Source organism: Pseudomonas sp. R32 (assembly GCF_009866705.1).
Taxonomy (GTDB): Bacteria; Pseudomonadota; Gammaproteobacteria; order Pseudomonadales; family Pseudomonadaceae; genus Aquipseudomonas; species Aquipseudomonas donghuensis.
In genome coordinates this window covers 962,865-986,757 of the sequence record NZ_CP019396.1, presented here as the reverse complement: position 1 = coordinate 986,757, position 23,893 = coordinate 962,865, and the positions used below count along the sequence as shown (strand labels likewise).

The following is a 23,893-nucleotide window of genomic DNA, read 5'->3' as shown; positions in this document are numbered from 1 at the left end:
GGATTCACCCTCACCCGTAAGCTTTCGCTTAGCGAGTGGTTACCTCGGTAGCTGCGAAGAAGTAAGCGATTTCGCGAGCAGCAGCGGCTTCGGAGTCCGAACCGTGAACGGCGTTGGCGTCGATGGATTCAGCGAAGTCAGCGCGGATGGTGCCTGGAGCAGCTTCTTTAGGGTTGGTAGCGCCCATCAGCTCACGGTTCAGAGCGATAGCGTTTTCGCCTTCCAGAACCTGAACAACAACAGGACCGGAGATCATGAAAGCAACCAGGTCACCGAAGAAACCGCGCTCTTTGTGCTCAGCGTAGAAGCCTTCGGCTTCGGCTTTGGACAGTTGCTTCAGTTTCGAAGCAACGACGCGCAGGCCGGCTTTTTCGAAACGGGTGGTGATCTCGCCGATCACGTTTTTAGCAACTGCGTCAGGCTTGATGATCGAGAAAGTACGTTGAACAGCCATGGAAAACTCCAGAAACGTTGAGTGAAGCGAAAAATTAAACCCGCGAATTATACGCGGGTTCCGGGGGATTGCCTAACCTGCCGAGCGCGCTCAGTCGGCTTCTTCGATCCAGGCCGCCTGGATGGCTTCGAGAACCTTCTCGCCGCCACGCTGCGGATCGTCACTGAAATCCGGCAATGCCAGCACCCACTGGTGCAGATCGACGAAGTTCACATAACGAGGATCGACTTCCGGCTTGCTTTCGGCAAGCTGGATTGCAATTTCAAGTACATCAACCCATTTCAGACTCATGATGGCTCCCTGAATCAGTGCGGCGCTTCGGCGGCCAGGTTGATCGTGTACTTCGGAATCTCGATGGTCAGGTCTTGCTCACCAACGATCACCTGGCACGCCAGGCGCGACTGTGGCTCCAGGCCCCAGGCCTTGTCGAGCATGTCTTCCTCGAGTTCGTCGGCTTCTTCGAGCGAATCGAAGCCTTCACGCACGATGCAGTGGCAGGTGGTGCAGGCACACACGCCGCCACAGGCACTTTCCATCTCGATGTGGTGCTCGTGGGCCAGCTCCAGGATGTTGGTTCCTGGTTCCACCTCCACCACCAGCCCTTCTGGGCAGAACTTCTCGTGGGGCAGAAAAATCACCTGCGGCATCAGTTATTCCTCGATCTCATTCAGGTTGCGCCCGGCCAAAGCGGCTTTTACCGTCGAATCAAGGCGACGGGCGGCAAAGGCATCGGTCACCTGCGACAGACGCTTGGTCTGCTGCTCGATGGCCACGCCATCGGTGCCGGTGATCAAATCACGCAAGTCTTGCATCTGTTGCTCGATCGCCAGGCGCTCTTCGGCGTCCAGCAGGCGCTCGCCATCGGCGTCCAGGGCGCCCTGCACCGCTTCGAGCAGGCGCTCGGCGTCGACCTGGTGCTCGCGCAGCTGGCGCGCCACCTTGTCGAAACCGGCATGTTCGAAGGAGTCCTTGAGCATGCGGGCAATTTCGCCGTCGGTCAGACCGTAGGACGGCTTGACCTGGATGCTCGACTCAACGCCCGAACCCAGTTCGCGCGCCGAGACATTGAGCAGGCCATCGGCATCGACCTGGAAGGTCACGCGGATCTTCGCGGCACCGGCGACCATCGCCGGAATGCCACGCAGTTCGAAGCGCGCCAGGGAGCGGCAGTCACTGATCAGTTCGCGCTCACCCTGCAGCACGTGGATCATCATGGCCGACTGGCCATCTTTGTAAGTGGTGAACTCCTGAGCACGGGCAACCGGGATGGTGGTGTTGCGCGGAATCACCTTCTCCATCAGCCCGCCCATGGTTTCCAGACCCAGGGACAGCGGAATCACGTCGAGCAGAAGCAGTTCGCCACCATCGCGGCGATTACCGGCCAGGGTATCGGCCTGGATAGCGGCGCCGATGGCGACCACCTGGTCCGGGTCGATTTCGGTCAGCGGGGTACGGCCAAACAGCGCACCGACAGCCTCGCGCACACGCGGCACGCGGGTCGAACCACCGACCATGACCACCGCAGCGACTTCTTCGAGCTCCACGCCGCTGTCACGCACGGCGCGACGGCAGGCCTTGAGGCTGCGGGCGACCATCGGTTCGATCAGGGCATCGAAGGCACTGCGAGTCAACTCGGCCTGCCAGCCGCCATAGGCAACCGTCACCGCATCAGCGCTGGTCAGGGCCTCTTTGGCCGCACAGGCGGTTTGCAGCAGCTGGCGCTGGGCACCGGGATCGAGGTCCGAGGACAGCCCAGCCTGCTCGACGATCCAGCTGGCGATGGCGTGATCGAAGTCGTCGCCACCCAGGGCGCTGTCGCCGCCAGTGGCCAGCACTTCAAAGACACCGCCGGTCAGGCGCAGGATCGAGATATCGAAGGTACCGCCACCCAGGTCATAGATGGCCACCAGGCCTTCGGCATTCTGGTCCAGGCCATAGGCCACGGCCGCCGCGGTCGGCTCGTTGAGCAGGCGCAATACGTTCAGCCCGGCCAGGCGCGCGGCGTCCTTGGTGGCCTGGCGCTGGGCGTCGTCGAAATAGGCCGGCACGGTGATCACCGCGCCGACCAGCTCGCCACCCAGGGTCTCTTCGGCGCGCTGGCGCAGCACCTTGAGGATATCGGCCGAGACTTCCACCGGGCTTTTCGGGCCCTGGACGGTGTCGATGAACGGCATGTGCGACTCGCCGCCGACAAAGCGGTACGGCAGCTGTTCGCCCAGTTGCTTGACGTCCGCCAGGCCACGGCCCATCAGGCGTTTGACCGACAGCACGGTATTGAGCGGGTCGCTGGAGGCGGCGTCGCGGGCCCCCTGGCCGACATCGATGCGGTCGGCGTGATAACGCACCGCGGACGGCAGGATGACCCGGCCTTGGGCATCCGGCAGGGGCTCGCTCCGGCCACTGCGCAGGGCAGCAACCAGGGAATTGGTGGTACCAAGGTCAATACCCACCGCCAGGCGACGCTGGTGCGGCTGGGGGCTCTGACCGGGTTCGGCGATCTGCAGTAGGGCCATGCTTATCTGAATACCAGGGGCGCCGCCAGAAGCAGCGCCGGGTTAATCGTCGAGGCGCTCTTCCAGCTGGCGCACTTCGTAGGCGAGCTTGTCGAGAAACTGCATGCGGCGCATCAGGCGCTCGGCCTGTTCACGCTGCGCAGCATCATCCCAGCAGGCGGCGAAGTTCTCATTGAGTGCTTCCTGGGCAGTTTTCAAGCGACGCTTGAAGACGGCCACGCCATCGAGGTCGGCACTGTCCTGGAGGTCTTCGAGCTCTTCACGCAGCTGCATCTGCTGCAGCAGGAACTCGGGATCATGGACGGTGACTTCCTGCGGCACTTCATGACCGCCGATCGCCAACAGGTAGCGTGCACGCCGGGGCGCGCTCTTGAGAGTCTGGTAGGCCTCGTTCAGCGCAGCCGAACGCTCCAGCGCAATGCGCTGCTCACGTTCGGAGGCATCGGCGAAGCGATCCGGATGGACCTCGCGGGCCAGCTCGCGATAGCGAACGGCCAGCTTGTCGAGATCCAGACGGAAGCCAGGTTGCAGGTCAAACAGGGCGAAATGACAAGGAGTACCCACGCGCAGCCTCAGACGTTGAAGCTTTCGCCGCAGCCACACTCACCGCGCACGTTGGGGTTGTTGAACTTGAAGCCTTCGTTCAACCCTTCCTTGACGAAATCCAGTTCGGTACCGTCGAGGTACGTCAGGCTTTTCGGATCGATGATGACCTTCTCGCCATGGCTCTCGAAGACCAGGTCTTCGCTGTCCGGCTGATCGACGAACTCCAGCACATAGGCCAGGCCCGAGCAGCCGGTGGTGCGCACGCCGAGGCGAATACCTTCACCCTTGCCACGTCCGTCGAGGGAGCGCCGCACATGTTTGGCGGCGGCTTCTGTCATGCTGATAGCCATCGAGACTCCTTACCTGCAACAGGCGACCTTAGAGCAAACCTTTCTTCTGCTTGTAATCGCGCACGGCCGCCTTGATGGCGTCCTCGGCGAGTACCGAGCAGTGGATCTTCACCGGCGGCAGCGCCAGTTCTTCGGCCAGCTGGGTGTTCTTGATGGTTTCGGCTTCGTCCAGGGTCTTGCCCTTCATCCACTCGGTGGCCAGGGAGCTGGAAGCGATGGCCGAACCGCAGCCGTAGGTCTTGAACTTGGCGTCTTCGATGACGCCCTGCTCGTTGACCTTGATCTGCAGACGCATGACGTCGCCGCACGCCGGGGCGCCGACCATGCCGGTGCCGACATCCGGGTCCTCGGCATTCATCTTGCCGACGTTACGCGGGTTTTCGTAGTGGTCGATGACCTTTTCACTGTATGCCATGGTGCAATTCCTTCCTCATCAGAGAGCCGCTCTTGCCGGCGACTACTTAGTGCGCAGCCCACTCGATCTTGGAGATGTCGACGCCGTCTTTGTACATATCCCACAGCGGCGACAATTCGCGCAGCTTGGTCACGGCCTCGCAAACCTTCTGCGCGGCGTAGTCGATTTCTTCTTCGGTGGTGAAACGACCGAAGGTGAAGCGGATCGAGCTGTGTGCCAGTTCGTCGTTGCGGCCCAGGGCGCGCAGTACGTAGGACGGCTCGAGCGAAGCCGAAGTACAGGCCGAGCCGGACGAAACGGCCAGGTCCTTGAGCGCCATGATCAGCGACTCGCCTTCGACGTAGTTGAAGCTCAGGTTCAGGTTGTGCGGAATGCGCGCGGTCATGCTGCCGTTGATGTACAGCTCTTCGAGGCCTTCAACCTGCTTGTAGAAGCGGTCGCTCAGGGCCTTGATGCGCACGTTTTCGCTGGCCATCAGTTCTTTGGCGATGGCGAAGGCTTCGCCCATGCCGACGATCTGGTGGGTGGCCAGGGTGCCCGAACGCATGCCGCGCTCGTGACCGCCGCCGTGCATGGCGGCTTCCAGGCGCACGCGAGGCTTGCGGCTGACATACAGCGCGCCAATGCCTTTAGGGCCGTAGGTTTTGTGCGCCGAGAACGACATCAGGTCGACTTTCAGCTTTTGCAGGTCGATCTCGACCTTGCCAGTGGACTGCGCGGCATCGACGTGGAACATGACGCCGCGGGCGCGGGTCAGTTCGCCGATGGCGGCGATGTCGTTGATGGTGCCGATTTCGTTGTTCACGTGCATGATCGACACCAGGATGGTGTCTTCACGCAGGGCCGCTTCGACCATGGCCGGGGTGATCAGGCCATCGGCACCTGGTTCGATGTAGGTGACTTCAAAACCTTCACGCTCCAACTGACGAGTGCTGTCCAGAACAGCCTTGTGCTCGATCTTGGAGGTGATCAGGTGCTTGCCCTTGGTGCTGTAGAAGTGCGCGACGCCCTTGATTGCCAGGTTGTCGGACTCGGTTGCACCGCTGGTCCAGACAATTTCCCGCGGGTCGGCATTGACCAGGTCGGCGACCTGGCGACGGGCGTTCTCGACCGCTTCCTCGGCTTTCCAGCCAAAGACGTGGGAGCGCGACGCCGGGTTACCGAAGTTCCCGTCGACCAGCAGGCAATCGCTCATCTTCTGGGCGACGCGTGGGTCGACCGGTGTGGTCGCGGAGTAATCGAGGTAGATCGGCAACTTCATTGAATATCTCCTATCAGGCGGTCGCGCCGCGCATCGAAACGGTCATTCGACGGCGGACGTCTCAATCTTGTCCAGCTGCGGTGCCCGGCCTGCGATACGACGCAGGTCCTGGCGCTGGGCGACTTCTTGTACCTCACGGCGAGTGACAAGGTCAGCCAGGCTGATGCCGCTGAGGAATTCGTGAATCTGCTGGCTGAGGTCGCACCACAGGTGGTGGGTCAGGCAGGTGTCGCCGGCGTGGCAATCACCCAGGCCCTGACAACGCGTGGCATCGACCGATTCGTTGACCGCGTCGATGACCTGGGCGACCTGAATGCTCTCCATGCTTCGCGACAGCTGATAGCCGCCGCCGGGGCCGCGCACACTGGAAACCAGGCTGCTACGGCGCAGCTTTGCAAACAGCTGCTCCAGATAAGAGAGGGAAATGCCTTGGCGCTCGGAAATGTCGGCCAGAGACACCGGCCCATTCTGCGCATGCAACGCCAGGTCGAGCATGGCGGTCACGGCGTATCGGCCTTTTGTAGTCAGTCGCATGGCTAGTAGGTACCACGGGGTTACGGAATGGGAGCGAGTATGCTATTCCCGAGCGTTTAAGTCAACTATAAGACCTAGTGCTTTAGTCGGGTTTACCGCAAGAGGGCGGCCGAATGATAGCAAACTAAGGGGCGCTTGCGCACGCCCCTTCTGTCAATGCGTCGACGCGTCGCTACGAGCCTCGTCCTTGATCTGGGCGAAGTCTTCTTCACGCAGGGCCGGCAGCTCCTTGGCGCAGTAGTCGCTGCCCAGGTTCTTCAGCGCGCCGCACATGTCCTCCAGGCGCCCGTCGACGGCCTGCAGGTGGTCGAGCAGCTGACCAATGGCGCGAGCCACCGGGTCGGGCATGTCCTCGCTGACGCCATAGGCATCGAAGCCGATCTTCTCGGCCATGGCCTTGCGCCGGGCTTCGACTTCGGCATCGGTCTTGACGATAATCCGCCCCGGAATACCCACGGCAGTCGCACCGGCCGGCACCGCCTTGGTCACCACCGCATTGGAGCCGATCTTGGCCCCGGCGCCGACGGTGAACGGCCCCAGCACCTTGGCCCCGGCGCCCACCACCACGCCGTCTTCCAGGGTCGGATGACGCTTGCCCTTGTTCCAGGTGGTGCCCCCCAGGGTTACGCCCTGGTACAGGGTGACGTCGTCGCCGATTTCAGCGGTTTCGCCAATAACGATGCCCATGCCATGGTCAATGAAAAATCGCCGGCCAACCTTGGCGCCGGGGTGGATCTCGATCCCGGTCAGCCAGCGCCCGAAGTTCGACACCAGCCGGGCCAGCCACTTCCAGTCCCGCAACCACAGGGCGTGCGCCGCGCGATGCAGCCAGATCGCATGCATGCCCGGGTAGCAGGTCAGCACTTCAAAGGCATTGCGCGCCGCCGGGTCACGGTGGAAAACGCTCTGGATATCTTCACGCAGACGCTCGAACATCTATTGATCCTTCCGCTTATGCGGTTCGCCACGAGCCACTTTCTGGGTTTCCGTGAGAATGCCGCGCAAAATACTCATTTCCGAACGATTGACCGAGCTGCGCCCGTACAGCCGACGCAGACGCGGCATCAGGTGCCTGGGCTTCTCCGGGTCGAGAAAACCGATGTCGACCAAGGTCTTTTCCAGGTGCTCGTAGAACAGCTCCATTTCATCCATGGTCGCCAGCTCGCTGCTGCGCTCCGGCGCCACTTCAGTGTTTTCCGTCTTCGACAGCTGCCCCTCCAGCGCCAGCCAGGCCATGCGCACTTCATAGGCCAGCACCTGCACCGCAGCACCGAGGTTCAGCGAGCTGAAGTCCGGATTCGAGGGGATGTGCACATGAAAATGGCAGCGCTGCAGTTCTTCGTTGGTAAGGCCCGCATGCTCGCGACCAAACACCAGGGCGATCTCCTCGCCCTGAACGGCATGCTCGATGACCTTGCTCGCGCACTCGCGCGGGTCGACCAGCGGCCAGGGGATACGTCGCTCGCGGGCACTGGTGCCGAACACCAGGTTGCAGCCGACCAACGCGTCTTCGAGGGTGGCGACCACTTGCGCACCGGCCAGCACGTCATCGGCACCCGACGCACGGGCATCGGCCTCGTGGGACGGGAAATCCTGCGGGTCGACCAGTACCAGCCGCGACAAGCCCATGTTTTTCATGGCACGCGCTGCGCCGCCGATATTGCCCGGGTGGCTGGTATTGACCAGAACAACACGAATATTTTGCAGCAAGGCGAGCGCTCACAGACGTTGCGAAGGGGGAGCAAATCTTACAGAAGCGACCGACTTTACGCTACGAAAGCAAATGTCACCCTTCTTCGCGCAAAGTTTTCTGCTAGAATGTTCGGCTTTCTTTAACGACCCAGGTGAAACGTCCATGCAGCCCATGCTGAATATCGCGCTGCGCGCCGCCCGCAGCGCCAGTGAATTGATTTTCCGCTCCATCGAGCGCCTGGATAGCATCAAGGTTGATGAAAAAGACGCCAAGGATTACGTCTCCGAAGTCGATCGCGCCGCAGAGCAGAAAATCATCGATGCCCTGCGCAAGGCCTACCCGAACCACTCCATCTACGGCGAAGAGACCGGCCTGCATGCCGGTAGCGGCGAAGAAGGCAAGGACTACCTGTGGATCATCGACCCACTGGATGGCACCACCAACTTCCTGCGTGGCGTTCCGCACTTTGCTGTCAGCATTGCCTGCAAATACCGTGGCCGCCTTGAGCACGCCGTGGTGCTGGACCCTGTCCGCCAGGAAGAATTCACCGCCAGCCGTGGCCGTGGCGCCCAGCTGAACGGCCGCCGCCTGCGCGTCAGCCCTCGCACCAGCCTGGAAGGCGCCCTGCTCGGTACCGGCTTCCCGTTCCGTGACAACCAGATGGCCGACCTGGACAACTACCTGGGCATGTTCCGCGCCCTGGTCGGCCAGACCGCCGGCATCCGCCGCGCCGGCGCTGCCAGCCTGGACCTGGCCTACGTTGCCGCTGGTCGTTTCGATGCCTTCTGGGAATCGGGCCTGTCGGAGTGGGACATGGCTGCAGGCGCCCTGCTGATCCAGGAAGCCGGCGGTCTGGTGAGCGATTTCACCGGCGGCCACGACTTCCTCGAGAAGGGTCACATCGTTGCCGGTAACACCAAGTGCTTCAAGGCCGTCCTGACTGCTATCCAGCCGCACCTGCCTGCCTCGATCAAACGCTGAGTTTCGACCGGGCACAAAAAAGCACCCTTCGGGGTGCTTTTTTTTGGCCTTATGGACCACCTTCTCTCTGTGGGAGCTGGCTTGCCAGCGATGAGGCCGGTATAGCCAACACTGTAGCCGGCACCTGGACTGCGACCGCTTCGCGCTCGATCGCCGGCAAGCCCAGCTCCTACAGAGACCGCGCCGTTACTGACCGGGCTGGGCCTGGCCGAGCACCAGCTTGCCTTCTTTATCCAGCGGAATCTGCGAACCCGGATCACGGTCCATGCGCACCTGACCGACCTTGTCGCCGATCGAGTACTTCACGTCATATCCGACAACTTTCTCGCTCAGGTCATTGACCGTGTTGCAGCGGGTTTGCGTGGTGGTATAGGTATCACGCTCCTGCATGCCCTCCTGCACCTTGTTACCGGCATAGCCACCACCGACAGCACCTGCCACGGTAGCGATTTTCTTACCGGTGCCGCCGCCAATCTGATTACCCAGCAGGCCACCCGCCAGCGCGCCAACCACAGTACCGGCGATCTGGTGCTGATCCTTTACCGGCGCCTGACGCGTCACGGTGACATCCTTGCACACTTCACGAGGTGTCTTGACTGTCTGCTTGACCGGCTGCACCGCCAACACTTCGGCGAACTCCGGTCCACCCTTGACCAGGTTGTAGGTGGCAACAGCACCTCCGGCTGTTACACCGACAGCACCCAGAACCGCACCCACCAGCATCGACTTGTTCACCTGAACCTCCTGATCGTACCTGCAGGACAAAGCCCGCCTTCTCCCTGCCTTGGAGCATAAAAAAAGGCGCGAGTTCAACACTCGCGCCTTTTTGTACGGCCAACAGCGTGGGAAAACCCTTATGGACGGTCGTCCACGCCCTCGGCTTTTACGGTCGGGATCAGGTCTTCGCTGCTCAGGTTCAGCCAGATCAGCACCACGTTGGCGATGTAGATCGACGAGTAGGTACCCGCCATGACGCCAATGAACAGCGCCAGGGAGAAGCCCCACAGGTTGTCGCCACCGAAGAACAGCAGCGCGGCAATGGCCAACAGGGTCGATACCGATGTTGCCACGGTACGCAGCAGGGTCTGGGTGGTCGAGATGTTGATGTTCTCGATCAGCGAAGCCTTGCGCAGTACCCGGAAGTTCTCCCGCACCCGGTCGAACACGACGATGGTGTCGTTGAGCGAGTAACCGATGATCGCCAGCACCGCCGCCAGTACCGTCAGGTCGAAGGTGATCTGGAAGAACGAGAGGATCCCCATGGTCACGACCACGTCGTGGATCAGCGACAGGATCGCACCCAGGGCGAACTTCCACTGAAAGCGGAAGGCCAGGTAGATCATGATGCCGCCAAGAGCCAGCAACATGCCCAGGCCGCCCTGGTCGCGCAGCTCTTCACCGACTTGCGGACCAACGAACTCGACGCGCTTGACCACTGCAGGGTTGTCGGAACTGACCTTTTGCAGCGCCTCGGACACACGATTACCCAGCAGCGGGTCATCGCCTGGCATGCGCACCAGCAGGTCGGTGGTAGCACCGAAACTCTGCACCACAGCATCCTCGAAGCCGGCCTTGACCAGCTCCTCGCGGACCTCGCCAAGGTTGGCCGGACGCTCGTAGGTCAGCTCGATGAGCGTACCGCCGGTGAAGTCCAGGCCGAAGTTGAGGCCCTTGTAGAACCAGCTGAACAACGCCAGCACGGTCAGTAGCAGGGTGATGCCGAACGCAACGTTGCGCACACCCATGAAGTTAATGGTACGTAACATGGCAGCCCCTTATACCCACAGCTTCTTGATATCACGCCCGCCGCAGGTCAGGTTGACCATTGCGCGGGTAACCATGACGGCCGTGAACATCGAGGTGAAAATCCCGAGGGACATGGTAACCGCAAAGCCCTTGACCGGGCCGGTACCCATGGCGAAGAGGATGCCACCGACCAGCAAGGTGGTCAGGTTGGCATCGACAATCGCCGTGTAGGCACGGTTGAAGCCTTCGTGGATGGCGCGCTGCACCGACATGCCGTTGGCCAGCTCTTCGCGGATCCGCGAGAAGATCAGCACGTTGGCGTCGACCGCCATACCCATGGTCAGCACGATACCGGCGATACCCGGCAGGGTCAGTGTCGCCCCCAGCAGGGACATCAGCGCCAGCAGCATGACCATGTTACCGGCCAGGGCGATGGTCGCAATCAGACCGAAGAAGCGGTAGATGGCCATGATGAACAGCGAAACGAACAGCATGCCCCACAGGGAAGCGTCGATACCCTTGGTGATGTTGTCGGCACCCAGGCTCGGGCCAATGGTGCGCTCTTCAGCGAAGTACATCGGCGCCGCCAGACCACCGGCACGCAGCAGCAGGGCCAGTTCCGACGATTCACCCTGACCGTTCAGGCCGGTGATACGGAATTGGCTGCCCAGTGGCGACTGGATGGTCGCCAGGCTGATGATCTTCTTCTCTTCGGTGAAGGTCTGCACGGCAACGTCTTTTTCGACGCCGTCGACCATCTGCTTGACGTAGCGCGTGGTAGGACGCTGCTCGATGAAGATCACCGCCATGCTGCGACCGACGTTGCTACGGGTAGCACGGCTCATCAGCTCGCCGCCATGACCATCCAGACGGATGTTCACTTGCGGACGGCCTTGCTCGTCGAAGCTGGCCTGGGCGTCGGTGACCTGGTCACCGGTGATGATCAGGCCACGCTCGACCGCAGCCGCACGACCGCCCTCGCGGAATTCGAAGGTTTCGGTGGTGGCTTTCGAGGCACCTGGCTCAGCACCCAGGCGGAATTCGAGGTTGGCGGTCTTGCCGAGGATCCGCTTGGCTTCGGCGGTGTCCTGCACGCCTGGCAGCTCGACCACGATGCGGTTGGCACCCTGGCGCTGAACCAGTGGCTCGGCTACACCCAGTTCGTTGACCCGGTTACGTACCGTGGTCAGGTTCTGCTTGATCGAGTATTCACGGATTTCCGCGACCTTGGCCGGGGTAATCGCCAGACGCAGCACGGACAGGCCGTTACGCTCGGTGGTGGTCAGCTCGAAATCGTTGAAATTCTTGCGGATCAGGCTACGGGCCTGTTCGCGGGAGTCATCATCGGAGAAGCCCAGCTGAATGCCGCCATCTTGTTGCGGCAGGCTGCGGTAGCGCACGCGCTCTTTGCGCAGCAGGCTTTTGACTTCACCTTCGTAGACTTTCAGGCGGGCCGACATGGCCTTGTCCATGTCCACTTCAAGCAGGAAGTGCACACCACCGGAAAGGTCCAGACCCAGCTTCATCGGGCTGGCGCCCAGGTTGCGCAACCATTGCGGGGTAGTCGGGGCCAGGTTGAGCGCTACTACATAGTCGTCGCCCAGTGCCTTGCGCACTACATCCTTGGCTGGCAGTTGGTCTTCCTGTTTGGTCAGGCGCACCAGCCCAACCTTGCCCTTCTCGCCCAGGCTCGCGGCCTTGACCTGGATTCCGGCCTCAACGAGCGCTTTGCTCACGCGGTCCAGATCAGTCTGATTGACCTGCAGCGCCGTGCTGGCACCACTGACCTGAACGGCCGGATCATCAGGGTAGAGGTTGGGAGCGGAATAAATAAAACCGATCGCCAGTACCACCAGGATCAGTGCGTATTTCCACAGAGGGTATTTGTTCAGCATCACGCCGCCCGTTCAAGACGCGGGGCGCCTTGCGCGCCCCGTCGATTGGTAAAAAACTGAAACTTAGATCGCTTTGAGCGTGCCTTTAGGCAGGGTCGCGGCTACGGCGCCCTTCTGGAACTTCAGCTCGACGTTGTCGGACACTTCCAGAACCACGAAGTCGTCGGCAACTTTGACGATCTTGCCGGCGATACCGCCGTTGGTGACAACTTCGTCACCTTTTTGCAGGTTGCTCAGCAGGTTTTTCTGCTCTTTGGCACGTTTGGCCTGCGGGCGCCAGATCATCAGGTAGAAGATGACCAGGAAACCGACCAGGAAAATCCACTCGAAGCCAGTACCGGCTGGGCCGGCGGCTGGGGCAGCTGCGTCCGCGTATGCGGCAGGGATCAGAAAGCTCATTTAGCACTCCAGTTGCAAATCAGTACTTGTTAGGGATCGACAATACATCAATCCAAGGGCGGCACAGGCAGCCCGCGCTTGGCGTAAAAGGCATCGACAAAGGCGGCCAATGTACCTTGTTGAATAGCCTCGCGTAAACCAGCCATCAACCGCTGGTAATGGCGCAAGTTATGGATCGTATTCAACATACTGCCCAACATTTCGCCGCATTTATCCAGGTGATGCAGATAAGCACGGGAGAAGTTCTGGCAGGTATAGCAATCGCAGGTCGGATCCAGGGGCGAATCATCGTGGCGATGGAACGCGTTACGGATTTTCAGCACGCCGGTATCGACAAACAGATGACCGTTGCGCGCGTTGCGCGTGGGCATCACGCAATCGAACATGTCGACGCCGCGGCGCACACCCTCAACGAGATCTTCCGGCTTGCCTACCCCCATAAGGTAACGAGGTTTGTCAGCCGGCATGCGCCCTGGCAGGTAATCCAGCACCTTGATCATTTCGTGCTTGGGCTCGCCCACCGACAGGCCGCCGATGGCCAGGCCGTCGAAACCGATCTTTTCCAGGCCTTCGAGCGAGCGCATACGCAGGTTTTCGTGCATGCCGCCCTGGACAATGCCGAACAGCGCCGCAGTGCTGTCGCCGTGGGCGTTTTTCGAGCGCTGGGCCCAGCGCAAGGACAGCTCCATGGACACGCGGGCGACGTCTTCATCGGCCGGGTACGGGGTGCATTCGTCGAAGATCATCACCACGTCCGAGCCCAGGTCGCGCTGGACCTGCATCGACTCTTCCGGGCCCATGAACACCTTGGAGCCGTCGACCGGCGAGGCAAACGTCACGCCCTCTTCGCGGATCTTGCGCATGGCGCCCAGGCTGAACACCTGGAAACCACCGGAGTCGGTGAGAATCGGGCCCTGCCACTTCATGAAGTCATGCAGGTCGCCATGGGCCTTGATCACCTCGGTGCCCGGGCGCAGCCACAGGTGGAAGGTATTGCCAAGGATCATGTGCGCGCCGATCGCTTCGATGTCGCGCGGCAGCATGCCCTTGACCGTGCCATAGGTGCCCACCGGCATGAACGCCGGGGTCTCGACCACGCCGCGGGGGAAGGTCAGGCGGCCGCGACGGGCCTTGCCGTCGGTGGCCAGCAATTCGAAGGACATACGACAGGTGCGACTCATGCTTGATCCTCGGGGCCGCGTGGCGCCGGATTGCGGGTGATGAACATGGCATCACCGTAACTGAAGAAGCGGTATCCGTTCTCGACCGCCGCCGCATAGGCAGCCATGGTCTCGGGATAACCGGCGAAGGCCGAAACCAGCATCAGCAGCGTGGATTCAGGCAAATGGAAGTTGGTCACCAGGGCATCGACCACATGAAATGGCCGGCCCGGGAAGATAAAGATATCGGTATCGCCGCTGAACGCCTTGAGCACACCATCACGGGCGGCGCTTTCGAGCGAACGCACGCTGGTGGTGCCCACGGCAATCACCCGCCCGCCACGGGCGCGGCAGGCCGCCACGGCGTCGACCACGTCCTGGCCGACCTCCAGCCACTCTTTATGCATGTGGTGGTCTTCGATGCGCTCGACCCGCACTGGCTGGAAGGTACCAGCCCCCACGTGCAGGGTGACGAAGGCGGTTTCCACGCCTTTGGCGGCGATCTTGGCCAGCAGCTCTTCATCGAAGTGCAGGCCGGCGGTCGGTGCGGCCACGGCCCCGGCGCGCTCGGCATATACCGTCTGGTAGCGCTCGCGGTCGGCGCCCTCGTCCGGACGATCAATGTACGGCGGCAGCGGCATATGGCCGACGCGATCGAGCAGCGCCAGCACCTCTTCGGCAAAGCGCAGCTCGAACAGCGCGTCGTGACGGGCGACCATCTCGGCCTCGCCACCGCCGTCGATGACGATCAGCGTGCCCGGCTTGGGCGCCTTGCTCGAACGCACGTGGGCCAGCACCCGGTGACTGTCGAGTACGCGCTCGACGAGGATCTCCAGCTTGCCGCCGCTGGCCTTCTGGCCGAACAGACGCGCCGGAATCACCCGGGTATTGTTGAACACCATCAGATCGCCCGGGCGCAAATGCTCGAGCAGGTCGGTGAACTGGCGATGCGCCAGTGCCCCGCTCGGCCCGTCCAGGGTCAGCAGCCGGCTGCTATGGCGCTGCGCCAGCGGATGGCGAGCGATCAGGGAATCAGGAAGCTCAAAAGAAAAATCGGCGACGCGCATGATGGTGTTCGGTTCGACAGGGCCGGAAAGTTTAGCCGAAACCGTGAAAATTGACCATGAAACCTGATTGACCAACGGTAGGCGCCTCTTTATACTTCGCCGCCACAAGCCCTGATGGCGGAATTGGTAGACGCGGCGGATTCAAAATCCGTTTTCGAAAGGAGTGGGAGTTCGAGTCTCCCTCGGGGCACCATATAGAAGTTCCAAGAGGTCCCTACCAGACCCGGAACACCAGAGAAACCGGCCACTGAGCCGGTTTTTTTGTGCCTATCGTTCCCAGTAGTTCCCTTGTAAGCCCGAAAGTATGTGAGTAGATTTGTGAGTAGGACGAGTTCGGTCCCGAAATCTACTCACACACTGACCGCCCCCCCTCAGCGTGCTCAGGTAACTGCAAGGGAATCGCCGTGGCGCTCACCGACACTGCCATCCGCACCGCCAAACCCCGCGACAAGCTGTATCGCCTGGCTGACGCTCACGGCTTATGCCTCGAGGTAACGACGACCGGCAGCAAACTGTGGCGCGTCCGCTACCGATTCGAAGGCAAGGCGAAAATGCTGGCCGTAGGCGCCTACCCCGCTGTCACGCTCGCCCAGGCCCGCGAACGCCGGGATGCCGCGCAGAAGTTGCTGGCGCAGGGTGTAGACCCAAGCGCCCATAAACAGCAGGAAAAGGTAGCCGCAGCGATCCAGGCCCTAACGGTCGAATCGCTGGCGCGGGAGTGGTACGCCTACAACCAGCCACGATGGGCACCGGCCACCGCGTCGAAGGCATTGCAGTATCTGGAGTCGGACATTTTCCCGGTGATCGGCAAGCGGCCCGCTGCCGAGGTACAACGCCCGGAGCTGGTCGACCTGGTGCGCAAGATTGAGCGGCGCGAGGCGTTCAACGTCGCCCGCAAAGTTCGCCAGTGGCTGAGCCAGATATTCCGCTTTGGCCTGGCCAAGGGCGTAGTGCCTGGCAACCCCGCCACCGATCTGGACGTGGTAGCCGCGCACGCCCCACGCACTCGCCACCACCCGCATGTATCAGAGGCCGAGCTTCCCACGCTGCTGGAGAAGCTTGAGACAGCCCAGTGCGACTTCACCAGTAAGATCGCCATTCGCCTGCTGCTGCTGACAGCAGTGCGCCCCGGCGAGCTACGGCTGGCACCCTGGGGCGAGTTCGACCTGGATGCCGCGACCTGGACAATCCCAGCAGCGCGGATGAAGGCACGACGCCCTCACATTGTCCCACTCCCACGCCAGGCCGTGGTGCTGCTGCGCACCCTGCATGAGCTGACCGGCACCTACTCCCTCGCCTTCCCTGGACGCAATGACCGGGCCAAGCCCATGAGCGAGAACACGGTGAACAAGGTGCTATCCACAATGGGTTACGAGGGACGTCAGACCGGCCACGGCTTCCGCCACCTGCTGAGCACCAGCCTCAACAGCCGGGGATACAACCGCGACTGGATCGAGCGGCAGCTGGCCCACGGCGATCAAGACTCGATACGCGACACCTACAACCACGCGCATTACCTGGAACAACGCCGGGAAATGATGCAAGCGTGGGCTGACTCCATCGACGCGATGTGTGCCGGTGAAAACTCCAAGATTCGAATCATGAGGGCTTGCTAATGCTTTGCGAATATTTCCGCCATATAGACTTGGAGGGTGTCTATGAGGACATGGAAGCCTTCACGGCGTATGAAATACACAAGCTCTCCAACATACCCGAACAGTTCGCAGACACATTGCAAACCGTATTCGAGGATCTGGCTGACGTAACGTGTCAAGACAATGAAGCATGGAAGACTCTTGAGCCGATAGAACTAGCAGCCGAAGTTGGCGATGTGATTGAAGGAGATTTAGAGCGCCTCGCCATGGCTGCCGATATCACCTTGCCTGGACCACGAACATCCGCAAGCAAGACCATCGAAAAATTGAGAACCCTCTCAATCCACGCCTCTTTTGGTGACTTTGACTACTGGCAGAAAAACAGCCTTTTAGCGTATCAATACGACATTCTTTGCTGGCTGTACAGCAAGGGGAAAATGCCGGAGGCCTTTGAAGTTTATGAGATGCTACTTAGAACCTTCGGAGAAATTTCCGCAAAGTACGCCTTAAATGTCGCCTTTCATAAACAGAATGAAATAGCCTCAAATATTGCACGCGAGCGTGCCAATAAACGGCACGCCTCCACCAACAAGAAAAAGACTGAACTACTGGATGAATGGATCAAAACCGGTGCTGAGTACAAAAGCCGTGCAGATTTCTGCCGAGTTGTATCACGACTCCGTGGCCTGAAAGAGCGGACAGCCCAGGAGTGGATTCAGGCTTACGAACGAGAGCGCACGTAAGCCGACTACGGTCTGCACTGCAAACCGTACATTATGCTCGGCAAACTGTACGGTTTGCAGTGCATACCGGACTGTTGCCACCGTCTCTTACCCGCCAGCATTGCCATCGTCAATTACCCAAAACGCCCTAGGAGGCGCCGACGATGACAGCCACCACCCACGCCATCCGCAAACAATCGAAGCAAGCCGTAATAGTCCCCGGTGACAATCCGGCAATCCGTTTTATTAAGCGCCAGGAAGTGGAAGGCATCACCGGCCTCTCATGTACCGAGATTTACCGCCGCATTGCCGCCGACAACTTTCCGAAGCAAATCATGCTGGGGCCGAAGTGCGTGGTCTGGGTAGAGGCTGAAATTTACGGCTGGATGAATGACCGCATCGCGGAAAGCCGAGCGGTGGCCTGAAATGAAAAAGGCCACGATCCCCGAAGAGAAACGCAGCCAGTCGCAAGGCAATACTACCACCAGCAAAGCGCCGAGCAAGATTGCCCGTGTGCTGGCGTACATGCTGAATGACGGCAGTCTGCAACGGTTCGAGGCAGAGCGCCTGGGCGACCACTGCTTGCACTCGACCATCAGCAGCCTGGCCAACGGCTATGGCCTGAAGTTCCAGCGCCAGCTCGAGCGCGTGCCGAATCACTGGGGCGAGCCTTGCACGGTGACCCGGTACACCCTTCCTGCCAGCGAGCGCCGCCGCGCCAGCGCCGTGCTGGAGATGCTGTGTTCGCCACTGAAGCAGCGCCAGCGGGTGGCAGCATGAAAAAGACGACCGTGTCGCCGGCAGAGCCTGGCAACGAGAAATCCTCCATCACCTTGACCCAGCACAACGGTGAGCCACGCGTGGATAGTCGCCTGCTGGCTGAACAGTTGGAGAACAAGCACAAGAACTCCATGGCGCTGATCGACCGCTACCTGGCCAAGTTCGAAGAGTTCGGGGTTGTTCCGTTTCAAACGGAGAAACCCTTGGCCGGAACTGCTGGTGGTAGGCCGGAACGCTTCGCCCTGCTGAATGAAGATCAGGCGTTCTTCCTGCTGGCGCTGTCCCGCAACAGTGATCGCGTGGTTGGTCTGAAAGCCGACCTCATCATGGCCTTCCGCGAGGCAAGGTATGGGTATGCCCGCCAGGCCTTGGAAGCTCGCCAGCAGCAAGCCAGCGATTGCGGTCGCCGCCTGGCTCACTGGCGCTACGACAAGCCAGGCGCGTATCAGCACGTCGCCCATTTGCGGGAGCAACTGAAGCTCCCACTCGACCCTGAAGGTAGCCACCAATGATGCTGGCGCTCAAGACAGAAGATGACCGGTCGATATTTTCTATTGCAGGCAGTCGTGTTGCTCGGTATGGTTTGCCCGTCGCTGCAAATTCAGCGGCCGGGCGTAGGAACCCGATGAGCAAAAGGCGCAACAGCGCCCAGATCACTACTGCCGGCGTTTTTTTTCGCCTGCAGTTCCGTGTTATGGCGGCTGTGTGCGGGCAGGCTTCGGCCTGGCCGGGTTCCTTTTGCCCCGGTATTCCTACCCCGTGCACAGCTGCCACCCAATCCCGTAGGAAGGATCGTGGCAGCTCCTCGACAGCAGAAGGAGCTCCACCCATGCACGCCCTCAATCCGTCCGCAATTTCCCCAGAACATCAGAAAGCCTACTGCTCGCGTCTGTTGAAGACGTTACTGCGCTATTCCTCCGCAAACGAGCTGGGCCGTATCACTGCAACTCTTGAGGGCGAAGTCAGCAAGACGCTGGCCACGCGATTCGTCCCTGGTCTCAACGATGCAAGCTATGACGTTTATCGCAGCTTCTGGCTGAAGGGTGGTGCCAAATGAGTATTCCTGCCCGCCTCCGCGCCCTTACTCACCGCCGTATGGCCCTGAGCGCCCTCCGTGCAAATTCGTCCCTTTCCGTCCGCCTCGCACGCTACAGCCATCACGTAGAGATTGCCCGCGCCCTTGAAGCGCAAGGTGGTGCCAGATGACTCATGCTCTCCGCGCAGCCGGTGCCGTTCCAGGCTTTATCGAATGCCGAGTCGTGATCAACGTACCGGGCCAGGAGCCATTTCGTCTTCCAGCAATTATTGGCCGCAGCTCAGCCTCCGCCATAGCCAGCTTGCTGCATTCAGATTTCCCCGACGCTTCAATCAGCATTCAAGAGCGTTGCCAGTGCTCTTTGGACGGTCTGGATGAAGCCTTGCGTGTATCGGATGACGTCAGAGCCATGCTGGTGGAGTGCCAACACCAATCGCGCCCAGGTGCCGCGCTGCTGAAGCACTTCAAGAACGCGGCTTGTGTCGGGGGTGTCCAATGAGCTGCTTCCCAAACGCTGCAATCCTTGAAGGGGAGGTGCTACCTAAAGCGGTCCTCGACGCCCACGCAATGAGTTCAATGAACTTTGCCCGCGAAGAGTTCGACAGGCTGGAGCGCATCCTCTTGCCGCTGCTAGACCCGCTGCTGTGTCGGGAGGAAAACACCATCGCCTCTGACGTTGCCCGCCACCTTGAGCAGATCCGCATCTTCAGCGCCAACTTCTGCTGGAAGCACCGCCACTTGGGCGCCTCGTATGGCGTCGTAGGCAAGTGCGCTGACATGGACGGGAGGGCTACCGCATGAATCCCCCTATCCAGATGCCCGACGACACCCACGACGATCTGCGCGAGGTGCAAGGCATCCTTGTACTGCTGAGCCTGGCGCTTGCCGTCATTGCCTCGCCCGCCACCCCCGTCATCGTGGCCCGTGTCACCGCCGCGATAGCGCAGCACACCGCCATGGCCTGGGCCGAAATGCTGGAAGGCGTGATCGCTGAGCAAGGGGGTGACCTGTGAATGCCGTGATTAAAGCTCCCATCGTTTGTCGCGACGATCTCACTTTCACAAGCCGGGACGATTGCGGGCGGATGGTCAACTGGCCGCGCAACAACCCTGGTGTCGCAGCTGACTGGGAAAAGGGCATCGCCTTTTTCGACAGTGAAATTGCCGAACTGGCGGCCAACGATGAGACCGCAGCATATGAGGCCATCAGGTTTGCTATTGCTGGCATGGGCGGGCGTACGACCAATCTAGAGCTGGGCTTTGCAGACGCATTGGCCAGGGCTGCCGCACTTGGCCTGAGAGTAGTACGCAACGGCGCCGAACGCTTCACGCCTAAAGACTTCGACGGGGAGTAACACCATGAAAATTCAAAACGGTGCTTCAGCGCCGATGGGATCGGCTTGCCTGAAGAAAGCTGCCGAGCTGTTTTACGTGACTCACCCCAAGGCTTCTAGGGCTGTGCTTGGGCCATTCCTCAGCCAGGCCGATGCCGAGTGCGGGCGCGTAGTTTTGCGTAGCGCTGACGCCATGGTGACGGCTTGCCTCGTCGATTCGCTGGACGAACTGACCTACTGGCACGCGGTGAACAATGGCCAGGTCTGCCGGGCATTCAATGGCGCTGATCGGGAGGGCGTGAGCCATGACTAAGGTCACGCCTATTCGCCGCAAGGGTGCCGGTGGTCCACCTACTGCTGGCGCTCACATCGACAGCGGCAGCTATGCGCTGCTGGTGGAAACCCTGATTGGCTTTTTGGAACTGCGCATTGTCGAGGATGATGCTGGCCGTCACTGCCCTGAGCTAGAGCGCCTGACCCAGCAACTCGAACGGCTCGCCCAGCGTTTCACTCAGCCGCAGGGGGCCGCATGACCGACGCCACGATCCTTTTCCGTGAAGCGCTCCAGTCGGTCTATGGGCTGCTCGACTGGCTGCCCCTGGGCGATGGCGACATTCACCGCTTCCACGTCCCCGGCGACAAGTCCGGCACCCTAAACGGCTGGTACTGCCTGTTTGCCGATGGCATCGCCTCGGGTGCGTTCGGGAGCTGGAAGACGGGCGGCACCAGCACCTGGTGTAGCCGTGAGCCGGTGGACGCCCGCGAAGCCGAGCAGGTGCGCCAGCGCATCGAGCAGGCCCGGCACCAGCGGGAGGCCGAACGGCAGCGGCGCCAGCTCAAAGCGGCGAATCTGGCTCAACGTTGGTGGCGTGACGCCCGCCGTGCCGACCCGGCCCACCCGTACCTGCTCGCCAAGGGCATTCGTTCCCATGGCCTGCGCCAGCGTGGTCACGACCTGCTAATTCCTCTGTATGCCGGTGGTGTGCTGGTGAATCTGCAGCGGATCGCCGCGGATGGCGAAAAGCGCTTTCTGTTCGGCGGGCGGATTAAGGGCACCTATTCGCCCCTGGGCCGCATCACACCGGGCAAGCCGCTGTGCATCTGCGAAGGCTGGGCCACGGGCGCCACGCTTCACGAAAGCGGTTACACGGTCGCCTGCGCGATGAACGCCGGGAATCTGAAACCGGTGGCGCTGGCGCTACGGGCCGACTACCCCGGTACCGAAATCATCGTCGCCGGCGACGACGACCGCCAGACCGAAGCCGAAGGCAAGGGCAACCCTGGGCGCATCGCCGCCCATGAAGCCGCGGCCGCGTGTGGTGGCCTGGTGACCTTCCCCGAGTGGCCAGCCGATGCGCCGCTGACCCTTTCTGACTTCAACGACCTCGCTGCCTGGAGGTGCCGCCATGCGCCCGCCTGAAACCAACGTCATCAACCTGCGGCCAGAGGCGCCCAAGGTCGAGCCTGATCGTCCGTGCTGGGGCGTGTATGAGCACTGGGTGACCAATGAGAAAGGCCGCAGGCTCAAGCCTGGCGTGTACTGGCACGGCTTCAAGCGAAGCGCCGCCGACGATGACGGCGACGACGACAAGGCCGATCGCCCGATCACTGATGAGTGGATCGCCACGCCCGTGACCGTCGCCGCTCGCACCACCAACAGCGACGACGGCAGCGAGGGCCGGTTTCTGCGCCTGCTCACCGACAGCGGTCCCAAGGAGTGGATCATTCCTATGGAGGTGTTCGGGGGTAGCGGTGAGGACGCCAGGCGGACGCTGTTTGGCATGGGCGTCATCATCGCCTTGAAGAAGCGCGGCCAGTTCATGGAGTACCTGCTGGACCAGCGCCCTGCAGAGGTGTTCGCCACTACCTGCCGCCCCGGCTGGCATGAGTCGGGCGCCTTCGTGCTGCCTGGACGCACCATTGGCAGCGACAAGGTGCGCTATCAGGCCAGCGCCAAGGGCCAAAACCTATTCAGCGTGCGCGGGAGCCTGGATGGCTGGAAGGTCGAAGTGGCGGCCAAGTGCGAGGGAAACCCGGTGCTGACCCTAGCTATCGGCTGCTCCCTTGCTGGCCCGCTGCTGAGCCTGGTGGGCGTGTTGGGTGGCGGTGTTCATCTGGTGGGCGATAGCTCCAGCGGCAAGTCGCTGGCTCAGTTGATCGGCTCATCGGTATGGGGCGACCCGGGCATATTCGCCGCGTCATGGGATATGACCAAGGGCGGGCTGGAGATTGAGGCATCGAGCCGCAACGACACAATGCTACCCCTGGACGAGATCAAGCGGGCCGACCCCAAGCGCGTACAGGAGATGGCGTACTCGCTCGCCAACGGTCAGGGCAAGGGCACCATGACTCGCGATCGGGAAGCCCGCGGGAAACTGAGCTGGCGCCTCCTGGCGCTATCCAGCGGCGAGCGCTCCCTATCTGAGCACGCGGCCATCAGCGGTAACGCCGCACATGCTGGTGCTGAGTTGCGCATGGTGGACGTGAACGCCGGCACCCGCACGCACCGGGCCTTCGATGAATTGCACGGACTGGAGGGCGCCGACTTCCACCGCCAGCTCACTGTGGCCGTGGGAGCAAACCATGGGCATATCGGGCCGGCATTCGTGGAGAAGCTGCTGGCCAGCGATGACCGCCCCGGCCTACTCGAGGACTTCGCCGGTATCCGCGCCCAGTTCGCTGAGGACAACGCCCAAGCCGGGCGGGTGGCCGACCGCTTCGCGGTGATTGCCCTGGCCGGCGAAATGGCCATTGCCTACGGCCTGTTGCCGTGGACGCCGGGCGCCGCTCTGGCCGACTGCCAGTTGCTGTACGGCGAGTGGTTGAGCCGGGTGGGCGGTGGCAACGCCGAGGACCGCCAGATCCTGGCCGGCATCCTCGACTTCATCGACAAGCACGGCACCAGCCGGTTTTCGGACGTAGAAGACCAGACACCGGACACCAAGGTGTTCAACCGGGCCGGGTACTGGGAGGTGGTGGGCGCCAAGCGCCTGTACCTGTTCAACAAGTCCGCACTGACTGAGGCCGCTCATGGGCACGGGCTGGCGCGTGTCGTGAAGGCGCTGGAAGGCGCTGGCGCTCTCGCCAAGCACGATACCGACCGTGACAGCCGCAGAACCAAGAAATACCGCCTGCCTGCTGGTGGGTCTGCCCGCCTGTATGTGATCGATCCCGACGCCATGGATAGCGAAGGCGGTGGCCTATGACCGTCATCACCATCCAACGCCAATGCCCGAATCCACAGGAACCTAAAAACGTGGGGAACAGGGGGAACGGGGGAACAGCCAGTAAATACGCGGGCTGTAGCCGTTCCCCCTTATTGAAGTGTTGGGGAACAGGGGGAACACAAACATGTTTTTGAATATAAGCGCCTGTGCGTTTCCTGATGTTTGGTTATCACTGTTCCCCCGTTT

The 23,893-nt window shown here is 61.4% G+C and carries 32 protein-coding genes and 1 tRNA gene; 16 read left to right on the top strand and 17 right to left on the bottom strand.

Annotated elements, in window-relative coordinates; translation table 11 throughout:
• Positions 1–28 precede the first annotated feature (28 nt).
• The 11 genes from ndk to trmJ form a co-directional block, all read right to left on the bottom strand.
• Positions 29–454 (bottom strand): nucleoside-diphosphate kinase, encoded by a 426-nt coding sequence (gene ndk / locus PspR32_RS04500; RefSeq protein WP_010223457.1) that lies wholly within the window; start codon positions 452–454, stop codon positions 29–31.
• Positions 455–544: 90 nt separating this feature from the next.
• On the bottom strand, positions 545–745 hold the full coding sequence (gene iscX, locus PspR32_RS04495) for a Fe-S cluster assembly protein IscX (protein WP_010223458.1): 201 nt from the start codon (positions 743–745) through the stop codon (positions 545–547).
• Positions 746–759: 14 nt separating this feature from the next.
• Positions 760–1,101: an ISC system 2Fe-2S type ferredoxin gene (gene fdx / locus PspR32_RS04490; protein ID WP_010223459.1), complete on the bottom strand. Its 342-nt coding sequence runs from the start codon at positions 1,099–1,101 to the stop codon at positions 760–762.
• Positions 1,102–1,104: 3 nt separating this feature from the next.
• Positions 1,105–2,967: a Fe-S protein assembly chaperone HscA gene (gene hscA / locus PspR32_RS04485; RefSeq protein ID WP_010223461.1), complete on the bottom strand. Its 1,863-nt coding sequence runs from the start codon at positions 2,965–2,967 to the stop codon at positions 1,105–1,107.
• A gap of 42 nt (positions 2,968–3,009) precedes the next feature.
• The gene (gene hscB, locus PspR32_RS04480; protein WP_010223462.1) at positions 3,010–3,531 is read right to left on the bottom strand and encodes a co-chaperone HscB; all 522 of its coding nucleotides are present in this window, start codon (positions 3,529–3,531) and stop codon (positions 3,010–3,012) included.
• 8 nt (positions 3,532–3,539) lie between these two features.
• On the bottom strand, positions 3,540–3,863 hold the full coding sequence (gene iscA, locus PspR32_RS04475; RefSeq protein WP_010223463.1) for an iron-sulfur cluster assembly protein IscA: 324 nt from the start codon (positions 3,861–3,863) through the stop codon (positions 3,540–3,542).
• Between the two features lie 28 nt (positions 3,864–3,891).
• Positions 3,892–4,278 carry a Fe-S cluster assembly scaffold IscU gene (gene iscU / locus PspR32_RS04470; protein WP_002552476.1) on the bottom strand — a complete coding sequence of 129 codons (387 nt, stop codon included), beginning with the start codon at positions 4,276–4,278 and terminating at the stop codon, positions 3,892–3,894.
• A gap of 46 nt (positions 4,279–4,324) precedes the next feature.
• The gene (locus PspR32_RS04465) at positions 4,325–5,539 is read right to left on the bottom strand and encodes an IscS subfamily cysteine desulfurase (RefSeq protein ID WP_010223464.1); all 1,215 of its coding nucleotides are present in this window, start codon (positions 5,537–5,539) and stop codon (positions 4,325–4,327) included.
• Between the two features lie 42 nt (positions 5,540–5,581).
• Positions 5,582–6,073: a Fe-S cluster assembly transcriptional regulator IscR gene (gene iscR / locus PspR32_RS04460; protein ID WP_036993915.1), complete on the bottom strand. Its 492-nt coding sequence runs from the start codon at positions 6,071–6,073 to the stop codon at positions 5,582–5,584.
• 153 nt (positions 6,074–6,226) lie between these two features.
• On the bottom strand, positions 6,227–7,009 hold the full coding sequence (gene cysE, locus PspR32_RS04455) for a serine O-acetyltransferase (RefSeq protein ID WP_100781958.1): 783 nt from the start codon (positions 7,007–7,009) through the stop codon (positions 6,227–6,229).
• Positions 7,010–7,783, bottom strand: coding sequence for a tRNA (cytosine(32)/uridine(32)-2'-O)-methyltransferase TrmJ (gene trmJ, locus PspR32_RS04450; RefSeq protein WP_010223468.1), 774 nt, complete (start codon positions 7,781–7,783; stop codon positions 7,010–7,012).
• 145 nt (positions 7,784–7,928) lie between these two features.
• Between trmJ and suhB the strand changes: the two genes are divergently transcribed.
• Complete coding sequence (suhB, locus tag PspR32_RS04445; RefSeq protein WP_010223469.1) at positions 7,929–8,747, top strand: type III secretion system regulator SuhB; 819 nt, start codon at positions 7,929–7,931, stop codon at positions 8,745–8,747.
• Between the two features lie 186 nt (positions 8,748–8,933).
• Here the strand turns inward: suhB and PspR32_RS04440 are convergent, their stop codons facing one another.
• The 6 genes from PspR32_RS04440 to queA all read right to left on the bottom strand — a co-directional run bounded on the left by PspR32_RS04440 (position 8,934) and on the right by queA (position 15,014).
• Positions 8,934–9,482 (bottom strand): glycine zipper 2TM domain-containing protein, encoded by a 549-nt coding sequence (locus tag PspR32_RS04440; RefSeq protein WP_010223470.1) that lies wholly within the window; start codon positions 9,480–9,482, stop codon positions 8,934–8,936.
• 119 nt (positions 9,483–9,601) lie between these two features.
• Positions 9,602–10,513, bottom strand: a complete 912-nt coding sequence (gene secF / locus PspR32_RS04435) for a protein translocase subunit SecF (protein WP_010223471.1) — start codon at positions 10,511–10,513, stop codon at positions 9,602–9,604.
• Positions 10,514–10,522: 9 nt separating this feature from the next.
• Positions 10,523–12,388 (bottom strand): protein translocase subunit SecD, encoded by a 1,866-nt coding sequence (gene secD / locus PspR32_RS04430; RefSeq protein ID WP_010223472.1) that lies wholly within the window; start codon positions 12,386–12,388, stop codon positions 10,523–10,525.
• A 63-nt stretch (positions 12,389–12,451) separates the two neighbouring features.
• Positions 12,452–12,787, bottom strand: a complete 336-nt coding sequence (gene yajC, locus PspR32_RS04425; RefSeq protein WP_010223473.1) for a preprotein translocase subunit YajC — start codon at positions 12,785–12,787, stop codon at positions 12,452–12,454.
• A 47-nt stretch (positions 12,788–12,834) separates the two neighbouring features.
• The gene (gene tgt, locus PspR32_RS04420) at positions 12,835–13,950 is read right to left on the bottom strand and encodes a tRNA guanosine(34) transglycosylase Tgt (RefSeq protein WP_010223474.1); all 1,116 of its coding nucleotides are present in this window, start codon (positions 13,948–13,950) and stop codon (positions 12,835–12,837) included.
• 14 nt (positions 13,951–13,964) lie between these two features.
• Positions 13,965–15,014, bottom strand: a complete 1,050-nt coding sequence (queA, locus tag PspR32_RS04415) for a tRNA preQ1(34) S-adenosylmethionine ribosyltransferase-isomerase QueA (RefSeq protein ID WP_010223475.1) — start codon at positions 15,012–15,014, stop codon at positions 13,965–13,967.
• A 108-nt stretch (positions 15,015–15,122) separates the two neighbouring features.
• Between queA and PspR32_RS04410 the strand changes: the two genes are divergently transcribed.
• From PspR32_RS04410 to PspR32_RS04340, 15 genes are all read left to right on the top strand, one after another.
• Positions 15,123–15,207, top strand: a tRNA-Leu gene (locus tag PspR32_RS04410).
• 211 nt (positions 15,208–15,418) lie between these two features.
• Positions 15,419–16,630, top strand: coding sequence for a tyrosine-type recombinase/integrase (locus tag PspR32_RS04405; RefSeq protein WP_159388141.1), 1,212 nt, complete (start codon positions 15,419–15,421; stop codon positions 16,628–16,630).
• A 50-nt stretch (positions 16,631–16,680) separates the two neighbouring features.
• Positions 16,681–17,352, top strand: a complete 672-nt coding sequence (locus tag PspR32_RS04400; RefSeq protein ID WP_159388140.1) for a hypothetical protein — start codon at positions 16,681–16,683, stop codon at positions 17,350–17,352.
• Positions 17,353–17,495: 143 nt separating this feature from the next.
• The gene (locus PspR32_RS04395) at positions 17,496–17,756 is read left to right on the top strand and encodes a helix-turn-helix transcriptional regulator (RefSeq protein ID WP_159388139.1); all 261 of its coding nucleotides are present in this window, start codon (positions 17,496–17,498) and stop codon (positions 17,754–17,756) included.
• Position 17,757: 1 nt separating this feature from the next.
• On the top strand, positions 17,758–18,111 hold the full coding sequence (locus tag PspR32_RS04390) for a hypothetical protein (protein ID WP_159388138.1): 354 nt from the start codon (positions 17,758–17,760) through the stop codon (positions 18,109–18,111).
• Positions 18,108–18,623, top strand: a complete 516-nt coding sequence (locus PspR32_RS04385; RefSeq protein WP_159388137.1) for a Rha family transcriptional regulator — start codon at positions 18,108–18,110, stop codon at positions 18,621–18,623. The genes PspR32_RS04390 and PspR32_RS04385 overlap by 4 nt, the downstream gene beginning before the upstream one ends.
• Positions 18,624–18,940: 317 nt before the next feature.
• The gene (locus PspR32_RS26305) at positions 18,941–19,168 is read left to right on the top strand and encodes a hypothetical protein (RefSeq protein ID WP_232531808.1); all 228 of its coding nucleotides are present in this window, start codon (positions 18,941–18,943) and stop codon (positions 19,166–19,168) included.
• A gap of 145 nt (positions 19,169–19,313) precedes the next feature.
• Positions 19,314–19,646: a hypothetical protein gene (locus tag PspR32_RS04375; RefSeq protein WP_159388135.1), complete on the top strand. Its 333-nt coding sequence runs from the start codon at positions 19,314–19,316 to the stop codon at positions 19,644–19,646.
• A 77-nt stretch (positions 19,647–19,723) separates the two neighbouring features.
• Positions 19,724–19,948: a hypothetical protein gene (locus PspR32_RS04370; RefSeq protein ID WP_232531806.1), complete on the top strand. Its 225-nt coding sequence runs from the start codon at positions 19,724–19,726 to the stop codon at positions 19,946–19,948.
• A complete protein-coding gene (locus PspR32_RS04365) occupies positions 19,945–20,160 on the top strand; it encodes a hypothetical protein (protein WP_159388133.1) in 216 nt (71 codons plus the stop codon). The genes PspR32_RS04370 and PspR32_RS04365 overlap by 4 nt, the downstream gene beginning before the upstream one ends.
• A complete protein-coding gene (locus PspR32_RS04360) occupies positions 20,157–20,501 on the top strand; it encodes a hypothetical protein (RefSeq protein WP_115085309.1) in 345 nt (114 codons plus the stop codon). The genes PspR32_RS04365 and PspR32_RS04360 overlap by 4 nt, the downstream gene beginning before the upstream one ends.
• Positions 20,502–20,505: 4 nt before the next feature.
• Entirely contained in the window at positions 20,506–20,793 is a 288-nt protein-coding gene (locus tag PspR32_RS04355) for a hypothetical protein (RefSeq protein WP_159388132.1), read from the top strand.
• Positions 20,786–21,013, top strand: a complete 228-nt coding sequence (locus tag PspR32_RS04350) for a hypothetical protein (RefSeq protein ID WP_159388131.1) — start codon at positions 20,786–20,788, stop codon at positions 21,011–21,013. Before PspR32_RS04355 ends, PspR32_RS04350 begins: the two co-directional genes overlap by 8 nt.
• Positions 21,010–21,900 (top strand): toprim domain-containing protein, encoded by an 891-nt coding sequence (locus tag PspR32_RS04345; protein WP_159388130.1) that lies wholly within the window; start codon positions 21,010–21,012, stop codon positions 21,898–21,900. Before PspR32_RS04350 ends, PspR32_RS04345 begins: the two co-directional genes overlap by 4 nt.
• A complete protein-coding gene (locus PspR32_RS04340) occupies positions 21,887–23,686 on the top strand; it encodes a DUF927 domain-containing protein (RefSeq protein WP_159388129.1) in 1,800 nt (599 codons plus the stop codon). Before PspR32_RS04345 ends, PspR32_RS04340 begins: the two co-directional genes overlap by 14 nt.
• The last annotated feature ends 207 nt before the right edge of the window (positions 23,687–23,893 follow it).

Coding starts and splice junctions, on each gene's coding strand:
- cysE (WP_100781958.1), bottom strand. CDS start 7,009: ATGTTCGAGCGTCTGCGTGAAGATATCCAGAGCGTTTTCCACCGTGAC.
- PspR32_RS04350 (WP_159388131.1), top strand. CDS start 20,786: ATGACTAAGGTCACGCCTATTCGCCGCAAGGGTGCCGGTGGTCCACCT.
- PspR32_RS04345 (WP_159388130.1), top strand. CDS start 21,010: ATGACCGACGCCACGATCCTTTTCCGTGAAGCGCTCCAGTCGGTCTAT.
- tgt (WP_010223474.1), bottom strand. CDS start 13,950: ATGTCCTTCGAATTGCTGGCCACCGACGGCAAGGCCCGTCGCGGCCGC.
- PspR32_RS04465 (WP_010223464.1), bottom strand. CDS start 5,539: ATGAAGTTGCCGATCTACCTCGATTACTCCGCGACCACACCGGTCGAC.
- PspR32_RS04385 (WP_159388137.1), top strand. CDS start 18,108: ATGAAAAAGACGACCGTGTCGCCGGCAGAGCCTGGCAACGAGAAATCC.
- PspR32_RS04390 (WP_159388138.1), top strand. CDS start 17,758: ATGAAAAAGGCCACGATCCCCGAAGAGAAACGCAGCCAGTCGCAAGGC.
- yajC (WP_010223473.1), bottom strand. CDS start 12,787: ATGAGCTTTCTGATCCCTGCCGCATACGCGGACGCAGCTGCCCCAGCC.
- fdx (WP_010223459.1), bottom strand. CDS start 1,101: ATGCCGCAGGTGATTTTTCTGCCCCACGAGAAGTTCTGCCCAGAAGGG.
- PspR32_RS04365 (WP_159388133.1), top strand. CDS start 19,945: ATGAATCCCCCTATCCAGATGCCCGACGACACCCACGACGATCTGCGC.
- suhB (WP_010223469.1), top strand. CDS start 7,929: ATGCAGCCCATGCTGAATATCGCGCTGCGCGCCGCCCGCAGCGCCAGT.
- hscA (WP_010223461.1), bottom strand. CDS start 2,967: ATGGCCCTACTGCAGATCGCCGAACCCGGTCAGAGCCCCCAGCCGCAC.
- PspR32_RS26305 (WP_232531808.1), top strand. CDS start 18,941: ATGCACGCCCTCAATCCGTCCGCAATTTCCCCAGAACATCAGAAAGCC.
- PspR32_RS04370 (WP_232531806.1), top strand. CDS start 19,724: ATGAACTTTGCCCGCGAAGAGTTCGACAGGCTGGAGCGCATCCTCTTG.
- secD (WP_010223472.1), bottom strand. CDS start 12,388: ATGCTGAACAAATACCCTCTGTGGAAATACGCACTGATCCTGGTGGTA.
- queA (WP_010223475.1), bottom strand. CDS start 15,014: ATGCGCGTCGCCGATTTTTCTTTTGAGCTTCCTGATTCCCTGATCGCT.
- ndk (WP_010223457.1), bottom strand. CDS start 454: ATGGCTGTTCAACGTACTTTCTCGATCATCAAGCCTGACGCAGTTGCT.
- PspR32_RS04355 (WP_159388132.1), top strand. CDS start 20,506: ATGAAAATTCAAAACGGTGCTTCAGCGCCGATGGGATCGGCTTGCCTG.
- PspR32_RS04340 (WP_159388129.1), top strand. CDS start 21,887: ATGCGCCCGCCTGAAACCAACGTCATCAACCTGCGGCCAGAGGCGCCC.
- iscR (WP_036993915.1), bottom strand. CDS start 6,073: ATGCGACTGACTACAAAAGGCCGATACGCCGTGACCGCCATGCTCGAC.
- PspR32_RS04400 (WP_159388140.1), top strand. CDS start 16,681: ATGGAAGCCTTCACGGCGTATGAAATACACAAGCTCTCCAACATACCC.
- iscX (WP_010223458.1), bottom strand. CDS start 745: ATGAGTCTGAAATGGGTTGATGTACTTGAAATTGCAATCCAGCTTGCC.
- iscA (WP_010223463.1), bottom strand. CDS start 3,863: ATGGCTATCAGCATGACAGAAGCCGCCGCCAAACATGTGCGGCGCTCC.
- PspR32_RS04395 (WP_159388139.1), top strand. CDS start 17,496: ATGACAGCCACCACCCACGCCATCCGCAAACAATCGAAGCAAGCCGTA.
- secF (WP_010223471.1), bottom strand. CDS start 10,513: ATGTTACGTACCATTAACTTCATGGGTGTGCGCAACGTTGCGTTCGGC.
- iscU (WP_002552476.1), bottom strand. CDS start 4,278: ATGGCATACAGTGAAAAGGTCATCGACCACTACGAAAACCCGCGTAAC.
- PspR32_RS04375 (WP_159388135.1), top strand. CDS start 19,314: ATGACTCATGCTCTCCGCGCAGCCGGTGCCGTTCCAGGCTTTATCGAA.